This window comes from Micromonospora sp. NPDC000089, assembly GCF_042899365.1.
Classification (GTDB): domain Bacteria; phylum Actinomycetota; class Actinomycetes; order Mycobacteriales; family Micromonosporaceae; genus Micromonospora.
Genome location: NZ_JBIAZT010000004.1, coordinates 414,200 through 432,196, shown reverse-complemented (window position 1 = coordinate 432,196; position 17,997 = coordinate 414,200). Strand labels below are relative to the sequence as shown.

16 protein-coding genes, 1 tRNA gene and 1 pseudogene are annotated in these 17,997 nt (G+C 73.1%); 13 read left to right on the top strand and 5 right to left on the bottom strand.

The window, feature by feature from the left end:
• Nucleotides 1-126: 126 nt before the first annotated feature.
• Nucleotides 127-450 (bottom strand): hypothetical protein, encoded by a 324-nt coding sequence (locus ACFY3U_RS11575; RefSeq protein ID WP_387198814.1) that lies wholly within the window; start codon nt 448-450, stop codon nt 127-129.
• Nucleotides 447-1,073: a DUF3159 domain-containing protein gene (locus tag ACFY3U_RS11570; RefSeq protein WP_387198811.1), complete on the bottom strand. Its 627-nt coding sequence runs from the start codon at nt 1,071-1,073 to the stop codon at nt 447-449. Before ACFY3U_RS11570 ends, ACFY3U_RS11575 begins: the two co-directional genes overlap by 4 nt.
• 336 nt (nt 1,074-1,409) lie before the next feature.
• Between ACFY3U_RS11570 and ACFY3U_RS11565 the strand changes: the two genes are divergently transcribed.
• From ACFY3U_RS11565 to ACFY3U_RS11550, 4 genes and pseudogenes are all read left to right on the top strand, one after another.
• The gene (locus ACFY3U_RS11565; RefSeq protein ID WP_387198808.1) at nt 1,410-3,032 is read left to right on the top strand and encodes an alpha/beta hydrolase; all 1,623 of its coding nucleotides are present in this window, start codon (nt 1,410-1,412) and stop codon (nt 3,030-3,032) included.
• A gap of 177 nt (nt 3,033-3,209) precedes the next feature.
• Nucleotides 3,210-4,118, top strand: a complete 909-nt coding sequence (bla, locus tag ACFY3U_RS11560) for a class A beta-lactamase (protein WP_387198875.1) — start codon at nt 3,210-3,212, stop codon at nt 4,116-4,118.
• Between the two features lie 47 nt (nt 4,119-4,165).
• Nucleotides 4,166-6,319 (top strand): annotated as a pseudogene (locus ACFY3U_RS11555) (transglycosylase domain-containing protein); the annotation flags it as partial.
• Nucleotides 6,320-6,324: 5 nt separating this feature from the next.
• Complete coding sequence (locus tag ACFY3U_RS11550) at nt 6,325-6,492, top strand: hypothetical protein (RefSeq protein WP_387198881.1); 168 nt, start codon at nt 6,325-6,327, stop codon at nt 6,490-6,492.
• On the opposite strand, the gene ACFY3U_RS11545 is transcribed toward ACFY3U_RS11550, so the two are convergent.
• Together ACFY3U_RS11545 and ACFY3U_RS11540 are read right to left on the bottom strand one after the other, a co-directional pair.
• Nucleotides 6,489-7,409, bottom strand: a complete 921-nt coding sequence (locus tag ACFY3U_RS11545) for a serine hydrolase (RefSeq protein WP_387198805.1) — start codon at nt 7,407-7,409, stop codon at nt 6,489-6,491. The two genes, ACFY3U_RS11550 and ACFY3U_RS11545, sit on opposite strands and share 4 nt — an antisense overlap.
• On the bottom strand, nt 7,406-8,338 hold the full coding sequence (locus ACFY3U_RS11540; RefSeq protein ID WP_387198802.1) for a LysR family transcriptional regulator: 933 nt from the start codon (nt 8,336-8,338) through the stop codon (nt 7,406-7,408). The genes ACFY3U_RS11545 and ACFY3U_RS11540 overlap by 4 nt, the downstream gene beginning before the upstream one ends.
• 279 nt (nt 8,339-8,617) lie before the next feature.
• Here ACFY3U_RS11540 and ACFY3U_RS11535 point away from each other — a divergent pair, with 279 nt between their 5' ends.
• Nucleotides 8,618-9,838: a hypothetical protein gene (locus tag ACFY3U_RS11535; protein WP_387198799.1), complete on the top strand. Its 1,221-nt coding sequence runs from the start codon at nt 8,618-8,620 to the stop codon at nt 9,836-9,838.
• Between the two features lie 179 nt (nt 9,839-10,017).
• Here ACFY3U_RS11535 and ACFY3U_RS11530 read toward each other — a convergent pair whose 3' ends face one another.
• Entirely contained in the window at nt 10,018-11,901 is a 1,884-nt protein-coding gene (locus ACFY3U_RS11530; protein WP_387198796.1) for an RICIN domain-containing protein, read from the bottom strand.
• A 353-nt stretch (nt 11,902-12,254) separates the two neighbouring features.
• Between ACFY3U_RS11530 and ACFY3U_RS11525 the strand changes: the two genes are divergently transcribed.
• The 8 genes from ACFY3U_RS11525 (at nt 12,255) to ACFY3U_RS11490 (ending at nt 17,925) form a co-directional block, all read left to right on the top strand.
• A tRNA-His gene (locus ACFY3U_RS11525) sits at nt 12,255-12,330 on the top strand.
• 158 nt (nt 12,331-12,488) lie between these two features.
• Nucleotides 12,489-13,298: an SAM-dependent methyltransferase gene (locus ACFY3U_RS11520; RefSeq protein ID WP_387198793.1), complete on the top strand. Its 810-nt coding sequence runs from the start codon at nt 12,489-12,491 to the stop codon at nt 13,296-13,298.
• A 262-nt stretch (nt 13,299-13,560) separates the two neighbouring features.
• Entirely contained in the window at nt 13,561-14,508 is a 948-nt protein-coding gene (locus tag ACFY3U_RS11515; RefSeq protein WP_387198790.1) for an acyl-CoA dehydrogenase, read from the top strand.
• Nucleotides 14,502-15,245, top strand: a complete 744-nt coding sequence (locus ACFY3U_RS11510) for a PIG-L deacetylase family protein (protein ID WP_387198787.1) — start codon at nt 14,502-14,504, stop codon at nt 15,243-15,245. The genes ACFY3U_RS11515 and ACFY3U_RS11510 overlap by 7 nt, the downstream gene beginning before the upstream one ends.
• Complete coding sequence (locus ACFY3U_RS11505) at nt 15,242-15,862, top strand: class I SAM-dependent DNA methyltransferase (protein WP_387198784.1); 621 nt, start codon at nt 15,242-15,244, stop codon at nt 15,860-15,862. Before ACFY3U_RS11510 ends, ACFY3U_RS11505 begins: the two co-directional genes overlap by 4 nt.
• Nucleotides 15,859-16,590, top strand: a complete 732-nt coding sequence (locus tag ACFY3U_RS11500) for a glycosyltransferase (RefSeq protein ID WP_387198780.1) — start codon at nt 15,859-15,861, stop codon at nt 16,588-16,590. Before ACFY3U_RS11505 ends, ACFY3U_RS11500 begins: the two co-directional genes overlap by 4 nt.
• Entirely contained in the window at nt 16,587-16,889 is a 303-nt protein-coding gene (locus ACFY3U_RS11495; RefSeq protein ID WP_387198777.1) for a hypothetical protein, read from the top strand. Before ACFY3U_RS11500 ends, ACFY3U_RS11495 begins: the two co-directional genes overlap by 4 nt.
• Nucleotides 16,890-16,983: 94 nt before the next feature.
• Complete coding sequence (locus ACFY3U_RS11490) at nt 16,984-17,925, top strand: TIGR01777 family oxidoreductase (RefSeq protein ID WP_387198774.1); 942 nt, start codon at nt 16,984-16,986, stop codon at nt 17,923-17,925.
• The last annotated feature ends 72 nt before the right edge of the window (nt 17,926-17,997 follow it).

The window sequence follows — 17,997 nt, the reverse complement described above, 5'->3', positions numbered from 1 at the left end:
AACCCTCGCGGGGGGGCCCGCCCCCGCCCGCCCCCCCCCCCGGCCGGGGGGGGGGGGCGGGGCCCCCCCCGGGCCCCCCCCCCCCCGGGGGGCCCCGGGGGGCCCGGGGCCGCGCCCCGCCGCGGCTCAGCGGCCGTCCGACACCTGGTCGGGCCGCTGGCCGCGGTCACGGGCGAAGCGCTGCAGGATCCGGACGTACAACATGCCCATGCAACCGCTGAGGGTGGCGATGATGATCGCCGCCGGGAGCCGGCCGGCAGGGAGGATGTCCGCCACGACGAACAGCGACACCATGAACGCGACGAGGCCGAGCGCGGCGTAGAGCCGGTCCTGCACGTTCTCCCAGCGTCGCATCGCGCGGCTGCCCTGCCCGTCGAGGCTGCGGGTCTCGATGAACAGCGCGATCAGCAGGACGGGAACCACCTGCAGCGCACCCTCGTAGAGGATCATGCCGGGGCCTTTCCGGTTCGTTCGTCGCGGGGCGGGGTGACGGGTCGGTGGTCGCGCTTGATGAGGCGTACGGTGCTGCGCCGGAAGCTCCACACGACGACCAGTGCGGCCAGCACGGTCAGCGGGGTGCCCATGACGACCCGGGCGACGCCCAGTCCGCCGGTGCTGTCCGCCAGGTAGAGCCACTGCTGGATCACGAACCGTGAGCCGAACACCGCCGCCGCGGTGAGGGTCGCGACGTCGTGCGCCAGGCGTACGGGCCGGTCGGATCGCCAGGGGTGCGCTCCGCCGTGCAGGACGTTCCAGATGACGCCGGTCAGCGGCCGACGAGCCAGCACCGACCCGAACGTGACGACGAACCCGGCCAGCGACGCCCAGATCCCGATCACGAAGAAGTCCCGCGCGGAGCCCGTCCACGCGACGATGCCGGCGGCCACCGCCACGCCGAGCAGGCTGCCCACCGCGGAGACGGCGCGCTCTCCGCGCAGCAGCCGTACGACGAACAACGCCAGCCCGGTCGCGACCGCGACGCCGACCGCGGCCGGCAGTGGCAGGAACGCGTTCGCCGTCACGAAGACGATCACCGGAATGGTGGAGTAGACGAACCCGGCCACGCCGCCCATCTGGCGGAGGATGGCGGGCTCGGTGGACCGGGCGGTGTCGTCGACAGGGTCGGGACCATGGTGCCGATCCGGCACCGGTTCTGGTGCTACCTGATTGCGCATCCGCACCATTAGCGGGTGTGCCGCAGCGGCACACTCAAGCTCGTACGACACGGTGTGACCGACCTCACGGGCGTACGCCGGCCCGTGGCGCGACCTGGCCGGTTCATTCGGCGGGCTCGTCCCGCTCGCGGATCACCGTCGACCAGAGCACCCCCGCGGCTTGAGTGTGCCGCTACGGCCGGGTGTCTCGTCGAAGACGCAAGCGTGAAGCTGGAATCGACTTCGGAGACTCCCATGGCCCTGTTCGACTCCGGTCCGCCCACGGACCGGTCCGCCTCACCTCCTCGGCGGCGTGCCACCGGTCGCGTCGGCGTCGCCGTCGGGGCGGCGGCGCTGCTCGCGTTCGTCACCGCCTGCACCGGTACGCCGACGTCGGCGCCGTCCGAGCCACGGCCGTCCGCGGCCGGGCTGGAGGTCTACTACGGGCAGAAACTGTCGTTCGGCTCGTGCGCGGGCTACGACACCACACCCGCACAGAAGAAGCTCTATGCCGCGCCCTTCGAGTGCGCCCGGCTGAAGGTGCCGCTGGACTACCAGGACCCCAAGGGCCGGACCATGCAGATCGCGGTGCTGCGGCTCCCGGCTCAGGGGCAGCCCGGGCAGCGCATCGGGTCGCTGGTGCTCAACCCGGGGGGCCCGGGCGGTTCGGGCCTGACCCAGGCGACGAGCTTCGTCGCCGCGCACGCCAAGAGCCCGCTGGTGCAACGGTTCGACGTGGTGGGATTCGATCCGCGCGGGGTCGGGTCGTCGACGCCGGCGATCAGCTGCTTCACCGATGCGGAACACGATCGTGGCGAGGACCAGACCACCCTGCTGGCCTCGTCGGGGCAGTGGAGCGAGGAGGACACCAAGCGCCTTGCGGAGCGCTGCGCGAAGGGCTCGGGCGGGCCGGAGGTCCTGTCCGCGGTCGGCACCCGTAACGCCGCCCGGGACGTGGACGTCCTGCGCGCGGCGCTGGGCGACGAGAAGCTCACGTTCGCCGGGCAGAGCTACGGCACCCGGCTCGGCGCGGTCTACGCCGAGATGTTCGCCAGGAACGTGCGGGCCATGGTCCTGGACGGCGTGACGGACCCCACCCTGCAGAACCCGCAGCGGCGGCTCACCCAGCAAGCCGGCTTCCAGCAGAACTTCGACAAGCTGGCGGCCGCCTGTGCCACCAGCAGGGACTGCCCGCTGGGCACCGACCCGGCCCGGGCCACGGAAGCCTTCCAGAAGCTGGTCCAGCCACTGATCGACAAGCCGATCCCCGCCGGGAAGGGGCGCACGCTGAACTTCAACCAGGCCACCGGCGGCGTCACCGCGGGTCTCTACTACCCCGAGACGTGGCCCGCGATCATCAAGGGCCTGACCCGGATCAAGCAGGGCGACGGGTCGCAGATCCTGAAGGTCGGCGACCTGTTCGGCGGTCGGGACGCCTCCGGCGAGTGGACCAACTTCCTCGAGGCCAACCTCGCGGTCAACTGCGACGACGAGGTGCGCCGCACGCCCGAGCAGGAAGCCCGGCTGCGCGCCGACATCGCCAGGACCAGCCCGTACGTGGCCACCGGCAGAACGGTGGACGGAGTCAGCCGGGACGCCTGCGAGTCCTGGCCCGGTGAACCCAGCCTCGGCATCCCCTATGCCCAGGACGTCAAGGGCCTGCCACCCACCCTGATCATCTCCGTCACCGGCGATCCGGCCACCCCGTACGCCGCCGGCAAGGTGTTGGCCGACGAGCTCGGCGGCACCGTGCTCACCGTCGAGGGGGCGCGGCACACCGTCGCGCAGGAGGCGGTCAACCCCTGCGTCAACGCCGCCTTCGCCGCCTACCTCATCGATCTCAAGGTTCCCGCGGAGAGCCAGCACTGTCGGCTCTGACCACCTGTCCGGCACCGCCGCGGCGGGGCGAGGCACCGAAGCCGCCGCCGCGGCGATGCCCGATCGGCATGAACACCACGACTTGTGTCTTCGACCGCATGCCGGATCGCTGCCAGGGTCGAGTCCGGACCGCCCGACGCCCTCCGGCGCCGGGCCCGACGGATCAACCGGGAGAACATCATGATCTTTGTGACCCAGCGCCTGGTGGCCACGGTGGCAGTGGTGTCGCTGGCCGCCTGCAGCCCCGCCGACGCGGCCGAGCAGCCGACGCGGGACACCGCCGTGCCGGCCGCCACGTCGGCCGCATCCGGCCACGAGGACGAGTTCCGGCAGCTGGAGGAGCGGTTCGACGCGCGGCTGGGGGTGTACGCGATCGACACCGGCACCGGCCGCACGGTGCGGTACCGGGCCGACGAGCGGTTCGCGTTCGCCTCGACGATCAAGGCGTTGGCCGCCGCCGAGGTCCTCGACGAGACCACGGACGCCGAGCTGGACCGGGTGGTGCGCTACACGGCCGACGACCTGGTGACCTACTCGCCGATCACGGAGCAGCACGTGGCCGAGGGCATGACCCTGCGGGCCATCGCGGACGCGGCCGTGCGGTACAGCGACAACACCGCCGCCAACCTGATGGTGCGCCAGCTCGGCGGACCGCAGAAGTTCGAGAAGGAGCTGCGCGAGATCGGCGACAGGGTCACCGATCCGGCGCGCTACGAGACCGAGCTCAACGAGGCGCGGCCGGGTGACCGGCGGGACACCAGCACCCCGCGGGCCATGGCCGGATCCCTGCGGGCGTACGCCGTCGGAGAGGCCCTCGAGCCGGCGGACCGCGACATCCTCAACGGTTGGCTGCGGGGCAACACCACCGGCGGCGAGCTGATCCGCGCCGGCGTGCCCGACGGCTGGGTGGTCGGGGACAAGACCGGGTCCGGTGGGTACGGCACCCGCAACGACATCGCGGTGATCTGGCCCCCGAACCGCGCGCCGATCGTCCTCGCGGTGCTGTCCAGCCGCGACGAGAAGGACGCCGACTACGACAACGCCCTCATCGCCGAGGCGACGAAGGTGGCGCTGGCCGGCTGGTGACCGGTTGAGCCGCTGCCGCCCCGCACCCGATGGATCGAGGTGACCTGATGTCAAAGCGTGACCACAATGTCTTCACCAACGCCGCATCGCTGCTGATCTGTGGCCTTCTGGCCGGGGTGGTGGTCGCGGCGGCGGCCTTCCCCGCGGTGGCGATGTCGGGCTTGGCGGCGAAGGCCGGGGCGGAGACGTTCGGTGCGCTGCCGAAGGAGCTGACGGTGGCGCGGGCGCCGCAGATCAGCTACCTGTTGGCGTCGGACGGTAAGACGCCGTTGGCGACGATGTACGACGAGAACCGGCGGGACGTGAAGCTCGCCGACGTCGCTCCGGTGATGCGCCAGGCGATCGTCGCCGCGGAGGACCACGACTTCTACAAGCACAACGGGGTCGACCTCAACGGCATCGCCCGGGCGTTCGTGAACAACCAGTCCGGTGGGGCGAACGGTCAGCAGGGCGCGTCGACGCTGACGATGCAGTACGTGCGGTTGGGTATCGCGTACTCGGCGACCCATCCGGCGGACGTGGTCGCCGCGACGGAGGACACCAGCGCCCGGAAGCTGCGGGAGATGCGGTACGCGTTGCAGATCGACAAGGAGTTCTCCAAGGACGAGATCCTGGAGCGTTACCTGAACCTCGCCGCGTTCGGCAACGGGGCGTACGGGATCTTCGCCGCCAGTCAGGTCTACTTCGGTAAGCCGCCGTCCAAGCTGAAGCTGGAGGAGGCCGCGCTGCTGGCCGGGATGGTGAAGGCGCCGTCGCAGAACGACCCGACCACCCGCAGCGGCCGCACCCTGGCGTTCGACCGGCGCAACTACGTGCTGCAGAACATGGTCACCACCGGGGCGATCACCCAGCAGCAGGCCGACGCGGGCAAGGCCACCAAGATGGTGGTCAAGGACAAGCGCACCCCGAACGGCTGCGTCGCGACGAACCAGCGTAACTGGGGCTTCTTCTGCGACTACTTCTACCGCTGGTGGATGGGGCAGGAAACCTTCGGCTCCACCACCTACGACCGGGAACGACGCCTCAAGAGCGGCGGTTACACCATCGTCACCAGCCTCGACGCCCAGGCCCAGAACGGCGCCGACGCCGCGGTGCGCAGGGCCAAGAGCGAGACCGCCGAGGAAGCCGCCATGGTCGCCACGGTGGAACCGGGCACCGGTCGCGTCCGGGCCCTCGCCGTGAACCGCACCTTCCGGATCGACGACCCGAGGAACCCGACCAACCAGCCGCACAGTGACCCGAAGCGGCGGGCGAAGGGCACCCGGGGCAGCTACCCTCGCACGGTCAACCCGTTGCTGACCGGCGGGGACGGCATCACCGGCTACCAGGCCGGGTCGACCTTCAAGATCTTCACCGTCGTCGCGGCACTGGAGAAGGGCATTCCGCTCAGCCACACCATCGACGCACCGCAGCGGTTCCGCTCGGCGTACGTCATCGACCGTGCCAGCCCCACCGCGTGCCCCGGGACCAATCTGTACTGCCCCACGAACTCGGACAAGAAGGCCGGTGGCGTGCTGAACATGTGGAGCGCGTTCGCCCGGTCGACCAACACCTACTTCGTCCCGCTGCAGCAGCAGGTCGGCGCGGAGAACGTGGTCGACGTGGCCAAGCGGCTCGGCATCCGGTTCCGGGTCGGCCAGGAGGACCGGTGGGCGGCCGACCGGGCGGCCGCCCACGACTGGGGCGCGTTCACCCTGGGCGTCTCCGCCACGACCCCGCTGGAGCTGGCCAACGCGTACGCCACCCTGGCCGCGGACGGCACGTACTGTGAGCCGACCCCGGTGCAGGAGATCCGCGGCCCGGACGGCGGGACCCTCGACGTCGCCGACCCGCACTGCGAGAAGCGGGTGAGCAGCGGGGTGGCCCGCGCGGCCGTCGACGCCGCCCGCTGCCCGGTCGGCGACGACTCCGGGACCAGCAGGTGCGGCGGCAGCCGTACGGCCCCGCAGGTGAAGGCCGCCGTAGGCGCTCCGGTCGCTGGCAAGACCGGCACCACCGACGCGGAGAACTACGCCTCCATGGTCGCGATGACCAGGCAGTACGCGGTGGCCGGCATCATGACCGACCCGGACTGGCCGCGGACCACCGTGAAGATGGGGCACAACCAGCCCGACGGCATCAACCCTCCGGTCTACCAGAGCCTGGCGGCGGCGATGAAGGGCAAGCCGCGCATCGACTTCACCCCGGCGCCGACCGAACTCACCCGGTGAGGCACGAGATGTCCACCCCTTCGGTGCTGGCGGACGGCGAACCCTACGCGATCGACCGGTCCACCGGTGACGCGTCGCTGCTGATCCTGGCGGCCGTCAACGTCGCCATAGTGGCGCTGGTCTGGCTGCGCGAGCGGAGGCGCCCGACCGTGCGCGTGGGCTAACCCCACCAGGGCAGCGCGCCCGTCCGGAGGTGGTCGTGCAGGCCCCGGGCGACCTGGGCCATCGTCGCCTCGCTGCCCGGTTGGGCGACGGCGGGCACCCGGGAGGCGGTGAGTGCGGCGACCGCGTACGACTGCCCGTCGGTGTGGTCCACCACGCCCACCTCGTGGCGCAGGTGCAGCAGGGTGCCGGTCTTGGACGACCAGCGGGACGCGTCGGAGGCGAAGTCGGGGGCGAGCCGTTGCCGGTGCAGGTTGTCGGCCAGCAGGGCGCGTACCCGGGTGGCGGTGGCCTGGTGGATCGTCGAGGGGCGCCAGAGGGCGTGCAGCAGGTCGACGTAGGCCCTTGCCGACCCGGCGTTGGCGCGGGTGACGTCGAGTTGGGCGACGGGGTGGCCCTGCCCGGGGGTGGTCGCGCCGATGGCGAGGGAGTGGGCCAGGTGCGCGTCGTCGGGGCCGAGGCGTTCCGCCGGCGTGTCGGCGAGGTCGCCGACCCGGTGCCGGACGGTGATGCCGTCGACGCGCAGCCGCCGCAGCTCGGCAGCGACCGCGTCCGGTGGGGTGAGGTCGAACAGGGCGTCGGCGGCGACGCTGTCGCTGATGCAGGTGCTCAGGTAGAGCAGGTCGTCCACGGCGATCCGCGCCGGGTGGCGGAAGCGACTCAGCCCGGTCGGGCCAGGGGTGGTGATCCGGCCGGGCGCCACGTCGACCGGCGTCGCCGGGTCGATCTCCCCGCGCGCGACGCGTTCCAGCACGGCGACCGCCAGCGGCACCTTCACCAGCGACGCCGACGGGTACGGGGTGTCCGTGTCGAAGCCGATCTCCTCGCCGGTGTCGAGGTTGCGGACCAGGAAGGCGCCGTGCAGCCCCGCCTCGTCGAGCAGGTCCCGGGCGTTGCGTACGACGGCGGTGACGCTCATGTCGGATCTCCGGTCGACGGGTTGCCGGCTGGGGAACCCTCGGTCGGCCTCGGGTGGCCGTCGGGCACGCCCAGGCAGCGCGCGATGTCCTCGTGCAGGACGGTGCCGAGCTGGTCGAGGTCGTCGCGCACGCCGGCGGCGATGGCGTACCCGCGCACGAGCCGGGGGTCGGCGAGGGGGCACCAGTGCAGCCCGAAGTCCTCGGCCTGCTGGCGGGAGCAGAGCAGCAGGTCGGGGGAGCCGAGGGCGGTCGCCGCGGCGTCGACGAGGGACGGCGCGACCGTCACCTGGGCCGGCGCCAGCCCGGCGGACTGGCCGGCGCGGGTCAGCGGGTCACGCAGGTGCGCGACGTCGTCCTCGGGCTGGATCAGGACCCGCCGCCGTGCCTGCGCGCGGGCCCGGCCGCTGCGCAGCGTCTCCAGGAACACCGTGGGCGCGGGGAAGGGGGTCCGGGCGGCCAGCCCGAGCGGAACCCGCCAGGGCGCCGACTCCTGCGGAACCGCCACGATCCCGGCGCCGACCTCCAGGGTCCGGCAGAGCCGTTCGCGCTCCGCCGGGCCGGCCGGCCGTACCTCCAGGTGGATCCGCTGCCGACGCGCCGCGACCACCAGGGTGGCGAGTCGGTGCGGCGGGCAGATCTCCGGTACGGCGACCCGCAGCGGACGCAACCGGGCCCGCTCGGCGTCGTCGACCATCGCGTCGGCCAGGTCGACCAGGCGCCGGGCCGTCGGGAGCATGTCCCGCCCGAACGCCGTCAACCGGACCGCCCGGGACGACCGGTCGAACAGCCGCCCCCCGAAGTGCTCCTCGAGCGTGGCGATGCGGCGACTGGCGACCGACTGGGGGATGCCCGCCGCGGCGGCGCCGGACGTGAAGCTGCCGTGGCCGCTGACCGCCACGAAGGCCCGGCAGGCGGCGACCACGTCCACCCCCCGAACCTATACCCGGGGCGGATGGACGAATCGGCGCGGTTCCTGCCCGGGGGACTGTGCCGTCGCGGCACCGACGCGCGGTCGCGCAAACCGGACGCCGGGCCGCCGGCCTACGGGAGATGGGTCACACGGTCGCGGAGTTGAGTGTGCCGCTACGGCCGGGTGTCTCATCGGAGCCGTAACTGGCCGCGACGCCGCCACGAGCGCCAACACCGGGCCGAGCAGTCTGAGCACCGACGCGGCCCGACCAATCGACACTTCGACTCAAAGGACGCCATGCGCCACTCCCTCGCCGACCCGATCGTGCGCCCGCTGGGGGCGTTCGAGCACATCATCGACCTCTACATCAGCCGCAACCCCGTGCAGTTCTCGCTCGTCGTCGAGCTCGCGTCACCCGTCTCGGCGCGGCAGTTGGCGGGTGCGCTGGAGCAGCTGCAGCAGACGCACCCGCTGCTCGCCGTCGGTATCGACCGCGCCGGCGACCGCTCGACCTTCCGGGAGTCGACCGAGCCCATCCCGGTCCGACAGGTCCGCGGGGAGGACTGGCGCGACGCGGCAGCGCAGGAGCAGACGCTTCCCGTCGATGCCGACGGGAGCCCGTTGGCACGCGCGACGCTCGTCACCGACGCGTCCGGTGACCAGGGAAGGGTCGTACTCCTGACGTTCTCCCACCAGATCACCGACGGACGCGGCGCGCTCCGTGCCGCACACGACCTCCTCGCGATCCTCGGCGGGCAGGCGCTACCGGCCCGACCGGTGCCCATGGACCAGGAGAGTCTGCTCGCGCGGCTACCCTCCGCGGAGCGGCCGGCCGGTCACACCCCGGATGCCGCGGCGGCGCCGGCCGCCACGATCCGCCCCTTCGACGCCGCGGCACCGCGGATCGAGATCGCCGAACTCGACCCCGCGACGACCGCACACCTGCGCTCCACCGCCCGTGCCAACGGGGCAACCGTCCAAGGGGTGCTCTGTGCCGCCGCCGCGCAGGCGCTCTCCGCGCTCACCGGCGCCGAGAGCATCCGCATCAACGTTCCGATCGACCTCCGCTCGGCGCTGGGTCTCGACGACGACGTCGTGAACCGCTTCACGGCGACGACCGTGGTGCTGCGGGCGCCCGCGGAGGGCGCGCTCTGGTCTCTCGCACAGGACGCGACGGCCCAACTGCGCGCGGCCCGGGACGCCGCCCGCGACGCGGCACTGATGCTGGCGTCGCTCGACCCCGCCGACGCCGTGCAGGCGGAGGCGGCGATGCTCGCGGCCACCACCGCCGACCTGGAGATCACCAACCTGGGGACATCCGACCCCGACACCTCGTCCGCGGTCGCGATCTGGGGACCGACGATGTCGACGCAGGTCCGCGACGAGCGGATTCTGGGCGTCGTCACGCACGCCGGGTCGCTGAGACTCGTGCTGACCACGCACGCTGAGGCGAGTGGTCTTCCCGCTGACATCGCCGGCCGCCTCACCCGGCTGCGAGGTTCGGTAGCCGAGGGCTAGGTCTTCGCGGTGGGCCCGTCGGTCAACCTGCCGGCAACGGGGGAGCCGGGTGGGAGCGGACGGATGCATCGCCCGCCATGATGTGCGCGGGCCGGAAGCCAGTCACCGGAACCACCGGTGACGGGCTTCCGGCCCCTCGCCGAGTTGGCGTGCCGCGGGATTGCGGGCGCTCCGGCCGATCAGTTGTTGGACAACCGCCAGATCGACTGCTCCAACGAGCCGCAGTCGTTGAGCTCGACCCAGCCGCCCGGGTACTGCTGGGTACTGGTCAGACACATTCGCGTGGTCTGGACCTGGAGGCCTGCCTGACCGGAACCGAGTGGCAGGATCAACCAACTCTGGTGCGGGTCGTCCCGGCAGGTCCAGCCCGCCACCGGGCCGGCGACGCCGCTGGTGTCCATCCCCAGGCACTTGCCGGTGGCCACGTTGCGCAGGACCGAGAAGGCGTTCGCGCCCTGCTGCTGGCGCCACTGCTGCGCCGCGTCTCCGGTGCAGGTCTGCAACCGAAGCGGCGCTCCCTCCGCGTCGTACGGTTTGTCGGGTGTGATGCAGAGGCCCGACTGGGCGGCGATGAGGGTGACGGTGGCCGGCACGTCGAACGCCGGGCTGCTCGGCGGTCGCGGAGCCGCGGTCTTCGCACGGGACGGGGACGGTGTCGACGTGGCCTTCTTCGGGGTGGCCGGAGCGGTCGCCCGCGGGGTGATCGACGGTTTCCCTTCGGCCCGGCTCACGGCGGGCGACGGCGAGCCGGTCGGCGGCGGCGCCGTCAGGGCGGCCGGCGCCGTCAGGGCCGGGGTGGCGACCTGATCCGGTGGCGTGCCATCCGGCCGGCTCGCGGCGACGGCCGACAACACGGCCACGGTGGCGAGGGCCGCCACGAGCGAGATCACGAGCCGTCGCAGGCGGGATCCTGGAGCCGACGGCGGGGCGGTCGGCGCGACGACAGGACGGGCCTCGGCCGGGACGGGCGGCGCGTCCTGCGACGGCTGTTCCGGCAGCAGTGGTAACCGGGTCACGTCGGCGGCCGGCCGGATCGACAGCAGCGCGCCGGCGGCGACGGCGAAGTCCGACCGGTCCACCGGCAAGGGGATGGTGCCGAAGACCCGGTAGAGGTTGGCCACCAACGGGGTGCGGATCACCCCGCCGGTGAGGAACAGGCCGATCAGCCCGTCGACCCCGTCGATCAGCTCCGCGGTCATCCGCGCGGTCCGGGTCACCTGACCGTGGATCTCGTCCTCGAAGTCCTCCCGTTCCACCCGTACGACGACACCGTCGGTGCCGACCGGCACCTGAACCGTGGGCAGGACGGAGAGGCGTTCCCGCGCGCGCCGGGCAGCCAGCGGGCCGGGCGGTTCGACGTCCGGTCCGGCCACGTGCGCCTGGCGGGTGGCCAGTGTGGACAAAGCCTCATCCAGGTCGTTGCCGCCGTACGGAAGCCCGGTCCGCTCGATGACCCGGAACCCGTTCGACTCCCGTCGCACGAGGCTGGCATCGACGTGGCCGCCACCGAAGTCGTACACGGCCATCAGGTTGCCGGGGAAGACCGGGCGTTCGGCGGTCTTCTCGATGTACTGGGCCACGCAGACCGGCTCCGGCACGATCACCGGCTCGGGGAGGCCGGCGGTGACTGCGGCCTCGATGAGCAGTGCGCGCTGCGCGCGGCTCCAGCTCGCCGGGTAGCCGACGGCCACGGCGTCCGGGGCTGCGTTGATGCGTCGGCGAGCGGCCGCGGCGACCCGACGCAGGATCGCCCCGGCGGCCTCCACCGGCGGCACACTCGCGCCGTCCATGCGCAGGTAGTCCTGCCCGAGCTGACGCTTGACGTCGGGCACCAGCCAGCCGGCGCCGGTCTCGGCGGCATCCAGCGCCGGTCGCCCGGCCAGCAGGGCGCCGGCGGTGGTGACGAAGACGGTGGAGGACAACAGGTAGGTGGTGTCGAACTCCAGTGGCTCGGTCGCGCCGTCCGGTCCGGCGAGGACGGCGACCGTGTTGACGGTGCCGAAATCCACCCCCAACGTCCACCCGACGCGGTCCGATTCCGGGCCGCGCGCGGCGTTGCTCATCCAAGCTCTCCCAGTCCGATGTGGCCGGTCACAGCCTCGTGCGGCCAAGGCTCTGCCCGGAGAGTCTCCGCCCGGCGATACCCGGGTGGGTGGCGGCGAGGACCCGGTGCCTGCCACGCCCTGTCAGCGTTGGCGCTGTCGACGGTCGATCTCTGTCGGCCGATCTTGATCGATACTGGCCTGTCCCCCGAGGGCGTACCCTACCGTGATCCCGCGGGTCCCGCAGCTCCGCTTCCGGTGCCGAACGGACGCGAATCGGTTCGAGTCCTGTCGCCGGAGCGAGGGAGAAGTCCCGAAGGTCGCCGGGACGCCGTCGGAAACGGCCGGCGGGTACTGGCCTTCGGGCCGAGGTTGTGGTTGTAGTTCAGTGGTAGAGCGCCCGATTGTGGCTCGGGAGGGCGCGGGGTCGGTACCCGTCCAGTCACCCCAGGGGAGTGCGCCGGGGAGCCGCAGGCCGCGTGAAGCGCCTTCCACCGCCGTCGGCGTCCGCGTTCGGTGGTGACGGTCAACCCCCGGCGCACCGTCCTGATCAGATCGGCGAGATTGGGCTACGGTCTGGAAGTCGCATGGCTGAAGGGGAGACGGACATGACGCAGGGCAGAGCCGAGCCGTCCACGGACGAGCTGGTGCCCAGGGTGGACGAGACGGTGCCGCACTCCGCGCGGGTGTGGAACTACTGGCTGGGCGGTAAGGACAACTTCGCTCCGGACCGGGCGGTCGGTGACCAGGTCCGGGCGGTCTTCCCCGAGATCGTCGAGGCGGCACGCGCCTCGCGACGGTTCCTCGCCCGGGCGGTGACCTACCTGGCCGTCGAGGCGGGCGTGCGCCAGTTCCTCGACGTGGGGACCGGCCTGCCGACCGCCGACAACACCCACCAGGTCGCCCAGCGGATCGCGCCCGAGGCCCGCGTGGTCTACGTCGACAACGACCCGATGGTCCTCGCGCACGCGCGGGTGCTGCTGACCAGCAGCCCGGAGGGCGCCACCCAGTACGTCGACGCCGACCTGCGCGACCCGGAGAAGATCGCCCGCGATGCCCACGGCACGCTGGACTTCACCGAGCCGATCGCGTTGGTGATGCTCGGGGTGATGGGTCACGTCGAGGACCCGGCCGAGGCGCGCGCGATCGTCGCCGCGTTGGTCGCGACCCTGCCGTCCGGCAGCTTCCTGGTGATGTCGGACGGCACGGCCACCAGCGAGCGGGTGATCGAGTCGCACCGGCAGTACAACGAGAGCGGCGCCGTGCCGTACCACCTGCGGGAGGTCGCCGACTTCACCGCGTTCTTCGACGGCCTCGACCTCGTCGAGCCGGGCGTCGTACCGCTGGGCCACTGGCGGCCCGACGACGGCCGGCCGCCGGTGGTGGACGGCTACTGCGGCGTCGCCCGCAAGCCCTGAGCGGAGCACCAGCGGCTGCGTCCCCGGCAGTCCGCCCTTTCGTGGGCTGCTGCGATGTTTGCCCCGCCGTGTGCGGGGCACCTTCGATCCGCGCATCCGCCCGGGTCGCGCTCCCGGCGACCGGAACGGAGATGGCGGTGACCCTCGGCCGTGCAGGCAGGCAACCCGGGTCCGCGGTGCAGGTGAAACGGGTCGTCTGCCCTCGGGATCCAGTCGGGCAGCCGCGCCTCCCGGTGTCACGTTGATGGCGGCAGCTGAGCCGGTGGACCTCCCCACGCAGGCGTTCCGCGCGGCGGTCAGCGGCGGCAGCCTCGACCTGCCGCTGCCCGGCGGTGGACGGACCGGCGAGCGGTTCCTGCGGCTGGCTGAGCTGGGTCGTACCGACCTGGTGTTGGCCCGGCTGGGGGAGGGGCACGCCGACGCGCTCGCGATCCTCGCCGAGTTGGGCGCAGGTGTCGCCCCGGCCAGCCGCCGCGAGCCCTGGGGCGTGTGGGCGGCCGTGCCGGCCGCGGTCACGGCTTCCGAGCACGGCGCCCGCTGGCGGCTCGACGGTGAACGCCCCTGGTGCTCCGGGGCCGGGGTGTTGTCGAGGGCACTGGTGACCGCCGTCGCCCCCGACGGGATCCGGCTGTTCGCGGTCGACCTCACCCGGCCCGGCGTCACCCCGCTCGCCGGTACCTGGCCGGCGGTCGGCATGGCGGCCAGCGACAGCCGGACCGTACGCTTCGACGGCGTCCTCGCCGACCCCGTCGGCGGCCCGGGGCAATACACCGGTCGTCCCGGCTTCTGGCACGGTGGCCTCGGTGTGGCGGCCTGCTGGTACGGCGGAGCCGTCGGAATCGCCGACACCCTGCGGCACGCCGCCCGCGCCCGCCCCCTCGATCCGCACGCTCTGGCGCACCTCGGGGCGGTCGACGCGGCCCTGACCAGCACCCGCGCCTTCCTGCTGGCCGCCGCCGACCAGGTCGACGCGAACCCCACCGGCGACGCCGACCGGTTGGCGCACCAGGTGCGTGCCACCGTCGAAGCCACCGCCGGCACGGTCATCGACCGGGTCGGCCGGGCGCTGGGGGCGGCCCCGCTGTGTCGGGACGCGGATCACGCGAGAAGGGTCGCCGACCTGACGGTGTACCTGCGCCAGAGCCACGCCGAGGCCGACCTGGCCCACCTGGGCGAGCGGGTCGCCGCCGCGGAGGAAGCCGGATGGTGAGGCCCATCGTCGGCGCGGGTACCGAGGAGCGGCGGTGGCGGGCGTGGCCGGGTCCGGCGGGCTGGCCCGCGCTCGCGCTCGACGCGCGAGCCCGAACCACGCCGCCGCTGGTCGTCGCCCCCCATCCGGACGACGAGGTCCTGGGCGTCGGCGGTCTGCTCGCCATGCTGGCCGACCTCGGCGGCGCCGACGTCGTGGTCGTCACCGACGGCGAGGCCTCTCATCCGGGCTCGACCGTGTTCAGCCAGCCGGAGCTGGCGGCGATCCGACGGGCCGAGACGCGAGCCGCCTGCGGGCTGCTCGGCGTCGGCGCGGACGCCGTCGACCACCTCGGCCACCCCGACGGCAAGGTCGACGAGGCAGCGCTCGCCGAGGCGCTGACCGCCCGGCTGACCCCTGGCCGCTGGTGCGTCACCACCTGGCACGGCGACGGCCACCCGGACCACGAAGCGGTCGGGCGCGCGGCGGCGACCGCCTGCCGGCGTACCGGCGCGACCCTGCTGGAGTTCCCGGTCTGGACGTGGCACTGGGCCGAGCCGGACGATCCGGACGTGCCGTGGGACCGGGCGCATCGGCTGGACCTGACGGACCCGGCCCGGACGGCCAAGGCGGCGGCGATCGACGCCTTCCGCAGTCAGATCCTCCCGCTCGGGCCGGAGCCGGCCGATGCCGCGATCCTTCCCCCGCACGTGCTGGCTCGCTTCGCGCGCCCCTACGAGACGGTGTTCGTGACATGACCGCACCCGGCACTCCGGCCGAGTACTTCGACGACATGTACGCGGCGGCCGAGGATCCGTGGGGCTTCGAGACCCGTTGGTACGAACAGCGCAAGCACGACCTCACCGTCGCCTGCCTGCCACGCCGTCGCTACCGGTCGGCCTTCGAGCCGGGCTGCTCGACCGGCATGCTCACCCGCCGTCTCGCCCCGCGGTGCGACCGGCTGCTGGCCGTCGACGTCGCCGCCGCGCCCGTACGCACCGCCCGGCGTCGGCTCGCCGACCAGCCGCACGTACGGGTGGAGCAGCTGCACATCCCCCACCAGTGGCCAGCCGAGGCGGGCTTCGACCTGATCGTGCTGTCGGAGCTCGGCTACTACTTCGACGACGCCGGCTTCGATCTGCTGACGACCCGCGTGGTGGAGGCGCTGACGCCCGGCGGCACGCTCGTCGCGGTGCACTGGCGACCGCCGGTGCCCGAGCACGTGCGCGGCGGAGACGACGTGCACCGATTGCTCGCCGACCGGCGCGGGTTGGTGCGCACGGCCCACCACGAGGAGCAGGACTTCCTCCTCGACGTGTTCCTCCGGGAACCGCCGGCGGCCAGATCCGTCGCGCAGGTCGAGGGCCTGTGGTGAACCGGTTGGCGGTGGTCGTCCCCGCTCACGACGAACAGGCGCTGCTGCCCGGCTGCCTGACCGCGGTCCTCGACGCGCTACGTCGGGTGCCGGTGCGCTCCGAGGTGATCGTCGTGGCCGACGACTGCCACGACGACACTGCCGCGGTCGCGGGGCGACTCGGCGCCACCGTCGTGACGGTGCGGGCCCGCAGCGTCGGCCGCGCCCGCGCCGCCGGCATGGCACACGCCCTACGGCACGGTCCGCGCGGCCTGTGGCTGGCCACCACGGACGCGGACAGCCAGGTGCCCCGGGACTGGGCCGAGTGGCACCTGCGCCACGCTCTCGGCGGCACCGACATGCTCGTCGGCACCGTCCGTGTCGACGATTGGACGCCGAGGCCGCGGCAGGTCCGCGAGAGCTTCGAGACCCGGTACCGGCGCGGGCTGGCCGGCGTGGGCCACCGACACGTCCACGGGGCCAACCTCGGCTTCGCCGCCACCGCGTACGAACGGCTCGGCGGGTTCTCCGACCTCTCCGACGGGGAGGACCACGACCTCGTCGACCGGGGTCGGCGCAACGCCCTGCGGGTCGTCGCCGACCCTGGCTGTCCGGTGCGGACCAGCGCCCGCCGGTTCAACCGCGCCCCGCACGGCTTCGCCCGCTACCTCGACGCGTTCGACGACGAGGCGACGGCGCCTGGGCGACCGTTCGGGTCCGTGGCCACCGAGGGGGCAGTTCCGCGATGACGAGCGGCCGGCCGGTGACCACCGAGGACGGACGCTTCGTCGTCATCTCCGGCCGCCGCTGGCGGGCGACGGACCCGGCCATCCCGCCGGACGTGGCCGCCGAGCTGCGCCGGGCGCTGATGGCCGGCCGTCGCGCCGTCGGTGCGGCGTTGCGTGCCGGTCAGGATCCGGCGCCGGCGCGGGCCCGCGTGCACGCGGCGAAGGTGGCCCTGGGCGAGCGCGGCGTCCCGTGGTGGGAGCAGACGGACGAGGAGCGCCGGCGGCGCTGGCAGCGCGGGCCGGACGAGGCCCCGGAGTAGGCGCCCCGGATGGCCGGCCTGTCGGCGGGCCGGCGATGCCACCCGCTCACCAGGAAGGTGAACGGTGCACCACGGCGCAGGATGAGGAGGGATCGTGAAGATCGTCATCCCTGGCGGCACCGGGCAGATCGGCTCGATCCTGGATCGGGCGCTGACCGCCGAGGGCCACGACGTCGTCCTGTTGACCCGTTCGCCCCGGGCCGTGCGCCAGGTGCACTGGGACGGCGCCACGCTCGGCGACTGGGCCGAGCGGATCGACGGCAGTGACGTGGTCGTCAACCTGGCGGGGCGCAGTGTGAGCTGCCGGTACACCGCGGAGAACCTCGACGCCATGATGCGCTCGCGGGTGGACTCGACGCGGGTCGTCGGCGAGGCCATCGCCCGGGCGGCCCGGCCGCCCCGGGTCTGGCTGCAGATGAGCACCGCGACGATCTACGCCCACCGCTTCGACGCGGCCAATGACGAGTACGGTGGTCCGCTCGGCGGCAGTGAGCCCGGGGTGCCCGGGTACTGGGCGTACAGCGTCGAGATCGCCAGGAACTGGGAAGCGGCGCAGGAGCAGGCGGAAACCCCGGACACCCGCAAGGTCGCCCTGCGGTCGGCGATGGTGATGAGCCCCGACCGCGGTGGCGTGTTCGATGTGCTGAGCTGGCTCGTGCGGCTCGGGCTCGGCGGACCGGTCGCGGGTGGCAGGCAGTACGTCTCGTGGATCCACGACCAGGACTTCGTCCGCGCCATCAGGTTCCTGATCGAACGCGACGACCTCGCCGGGCCCGTCAACCTGGCCGCCCCGGGGCCGGTGCCGCACCGGCAGTTCATTCGGGAGCTGCGTTCGGCCTGGCGGATGCCGCTCGGCCTGCCGGCCACCGGATGGATGGCCGAGCTCGGCGCGTTCGCGATTCGGTCGGACACCGAACTGCTGCTGAAGAGCCGGCGCGTCGTCCCCGCACGGCTCTCCGACGCCGGGTTCACCTTCGTCCATCCGCGGTGGAAGGCTGCGGCCGTCGACCTGGCGTCCCGGCGACGGCGAGCCTGACAGCCGCCGCCGTCGACCCGGTCTGGAACGCCGCGCGAGCACGACCCCGGACGGGCGGACCGTGGCATCGCC

What these genes read in the sequence shown, in the direction of transcription:
- ACFY3U_RS11575 (WP_387198814.1), bottom strand. Translation starts at nt 450, where the DNA reads ATGATCCTCTACGAGGGTGCGCTGCAGGTGGTTCCCGTCCTGCTGATC.
- ACFY3U_RS11570 (WP_387198811.1), bottom strand. Translation starts at nt 1,073, where the DNA reads ATGGGCGGCGTGGCCGGGTTCGTCTACTCCACCATTCCGGTGATCGTC.
- ACFY3U_RS11565 (WP_387198808.1), top strand. Translation starts at nt 1,410, where the DNA reads ATGGCCCTGTTCGACTCCGGTCCGCCCACGGACCGGTCCGCCTCACCT.
- ACFY3U_RS11545 (WP_387198805.1), bottom strand. Translation starts at nt 7,409, where the DNA reads ATGAGCGTCACCGCCGTCGTACGCAACGCCCGGGACCTGCTCGACGAG.
- ACFY3U_RS11535 (WP_387198799.1), top strand. Translation starts at nt 8,618, where the DNA reads ATGCGCCACTCCCTCGCCGACCCGATCGTGCGCCCGCTGGGGGCGTTC.
- ACFY3U_RS11530 (WP_387198796.1), bottom strand. Translation starts at nt 11,901, where the DNA reads ATGAGCAACGCCGCGCGCGGCCCGGAATCGGACCGCGTCGGGTGGACG.
- ACFY3U_RS11520 (WP_387198793.1), top strand. Translation starts at nt 12,489, where the DNA reads ATGACGCAGGGCAGAGCCGAGCCGTCCACGGACGAGCTGGTGCCCAGG.
- ACFY3U_RS11510 (WP_387198787.1), top strand. Translation starts at nt 14,502, where the DNA reads ATGGTGAGGCCCATCGTCGGCGCGGGTACCGAGGAGCGGCGGTGGCGG.
- ACFY3U_RS11505 (WP_387198784.1), top strand. Translation starts at nt 15,242, where the DNA reads ATGACCGCACCCGGCACTCCGGCCGAGTACTTCGACGACATGTACGCG.
- ACFY3U_RS11495 (WP_387198777.1), top strand. Translation starts at nt 16,587, where the DNA reads ATGACGAGCGGCCGGCCGGTGACCACCGAGGACGGACGCTTCGTCGTC.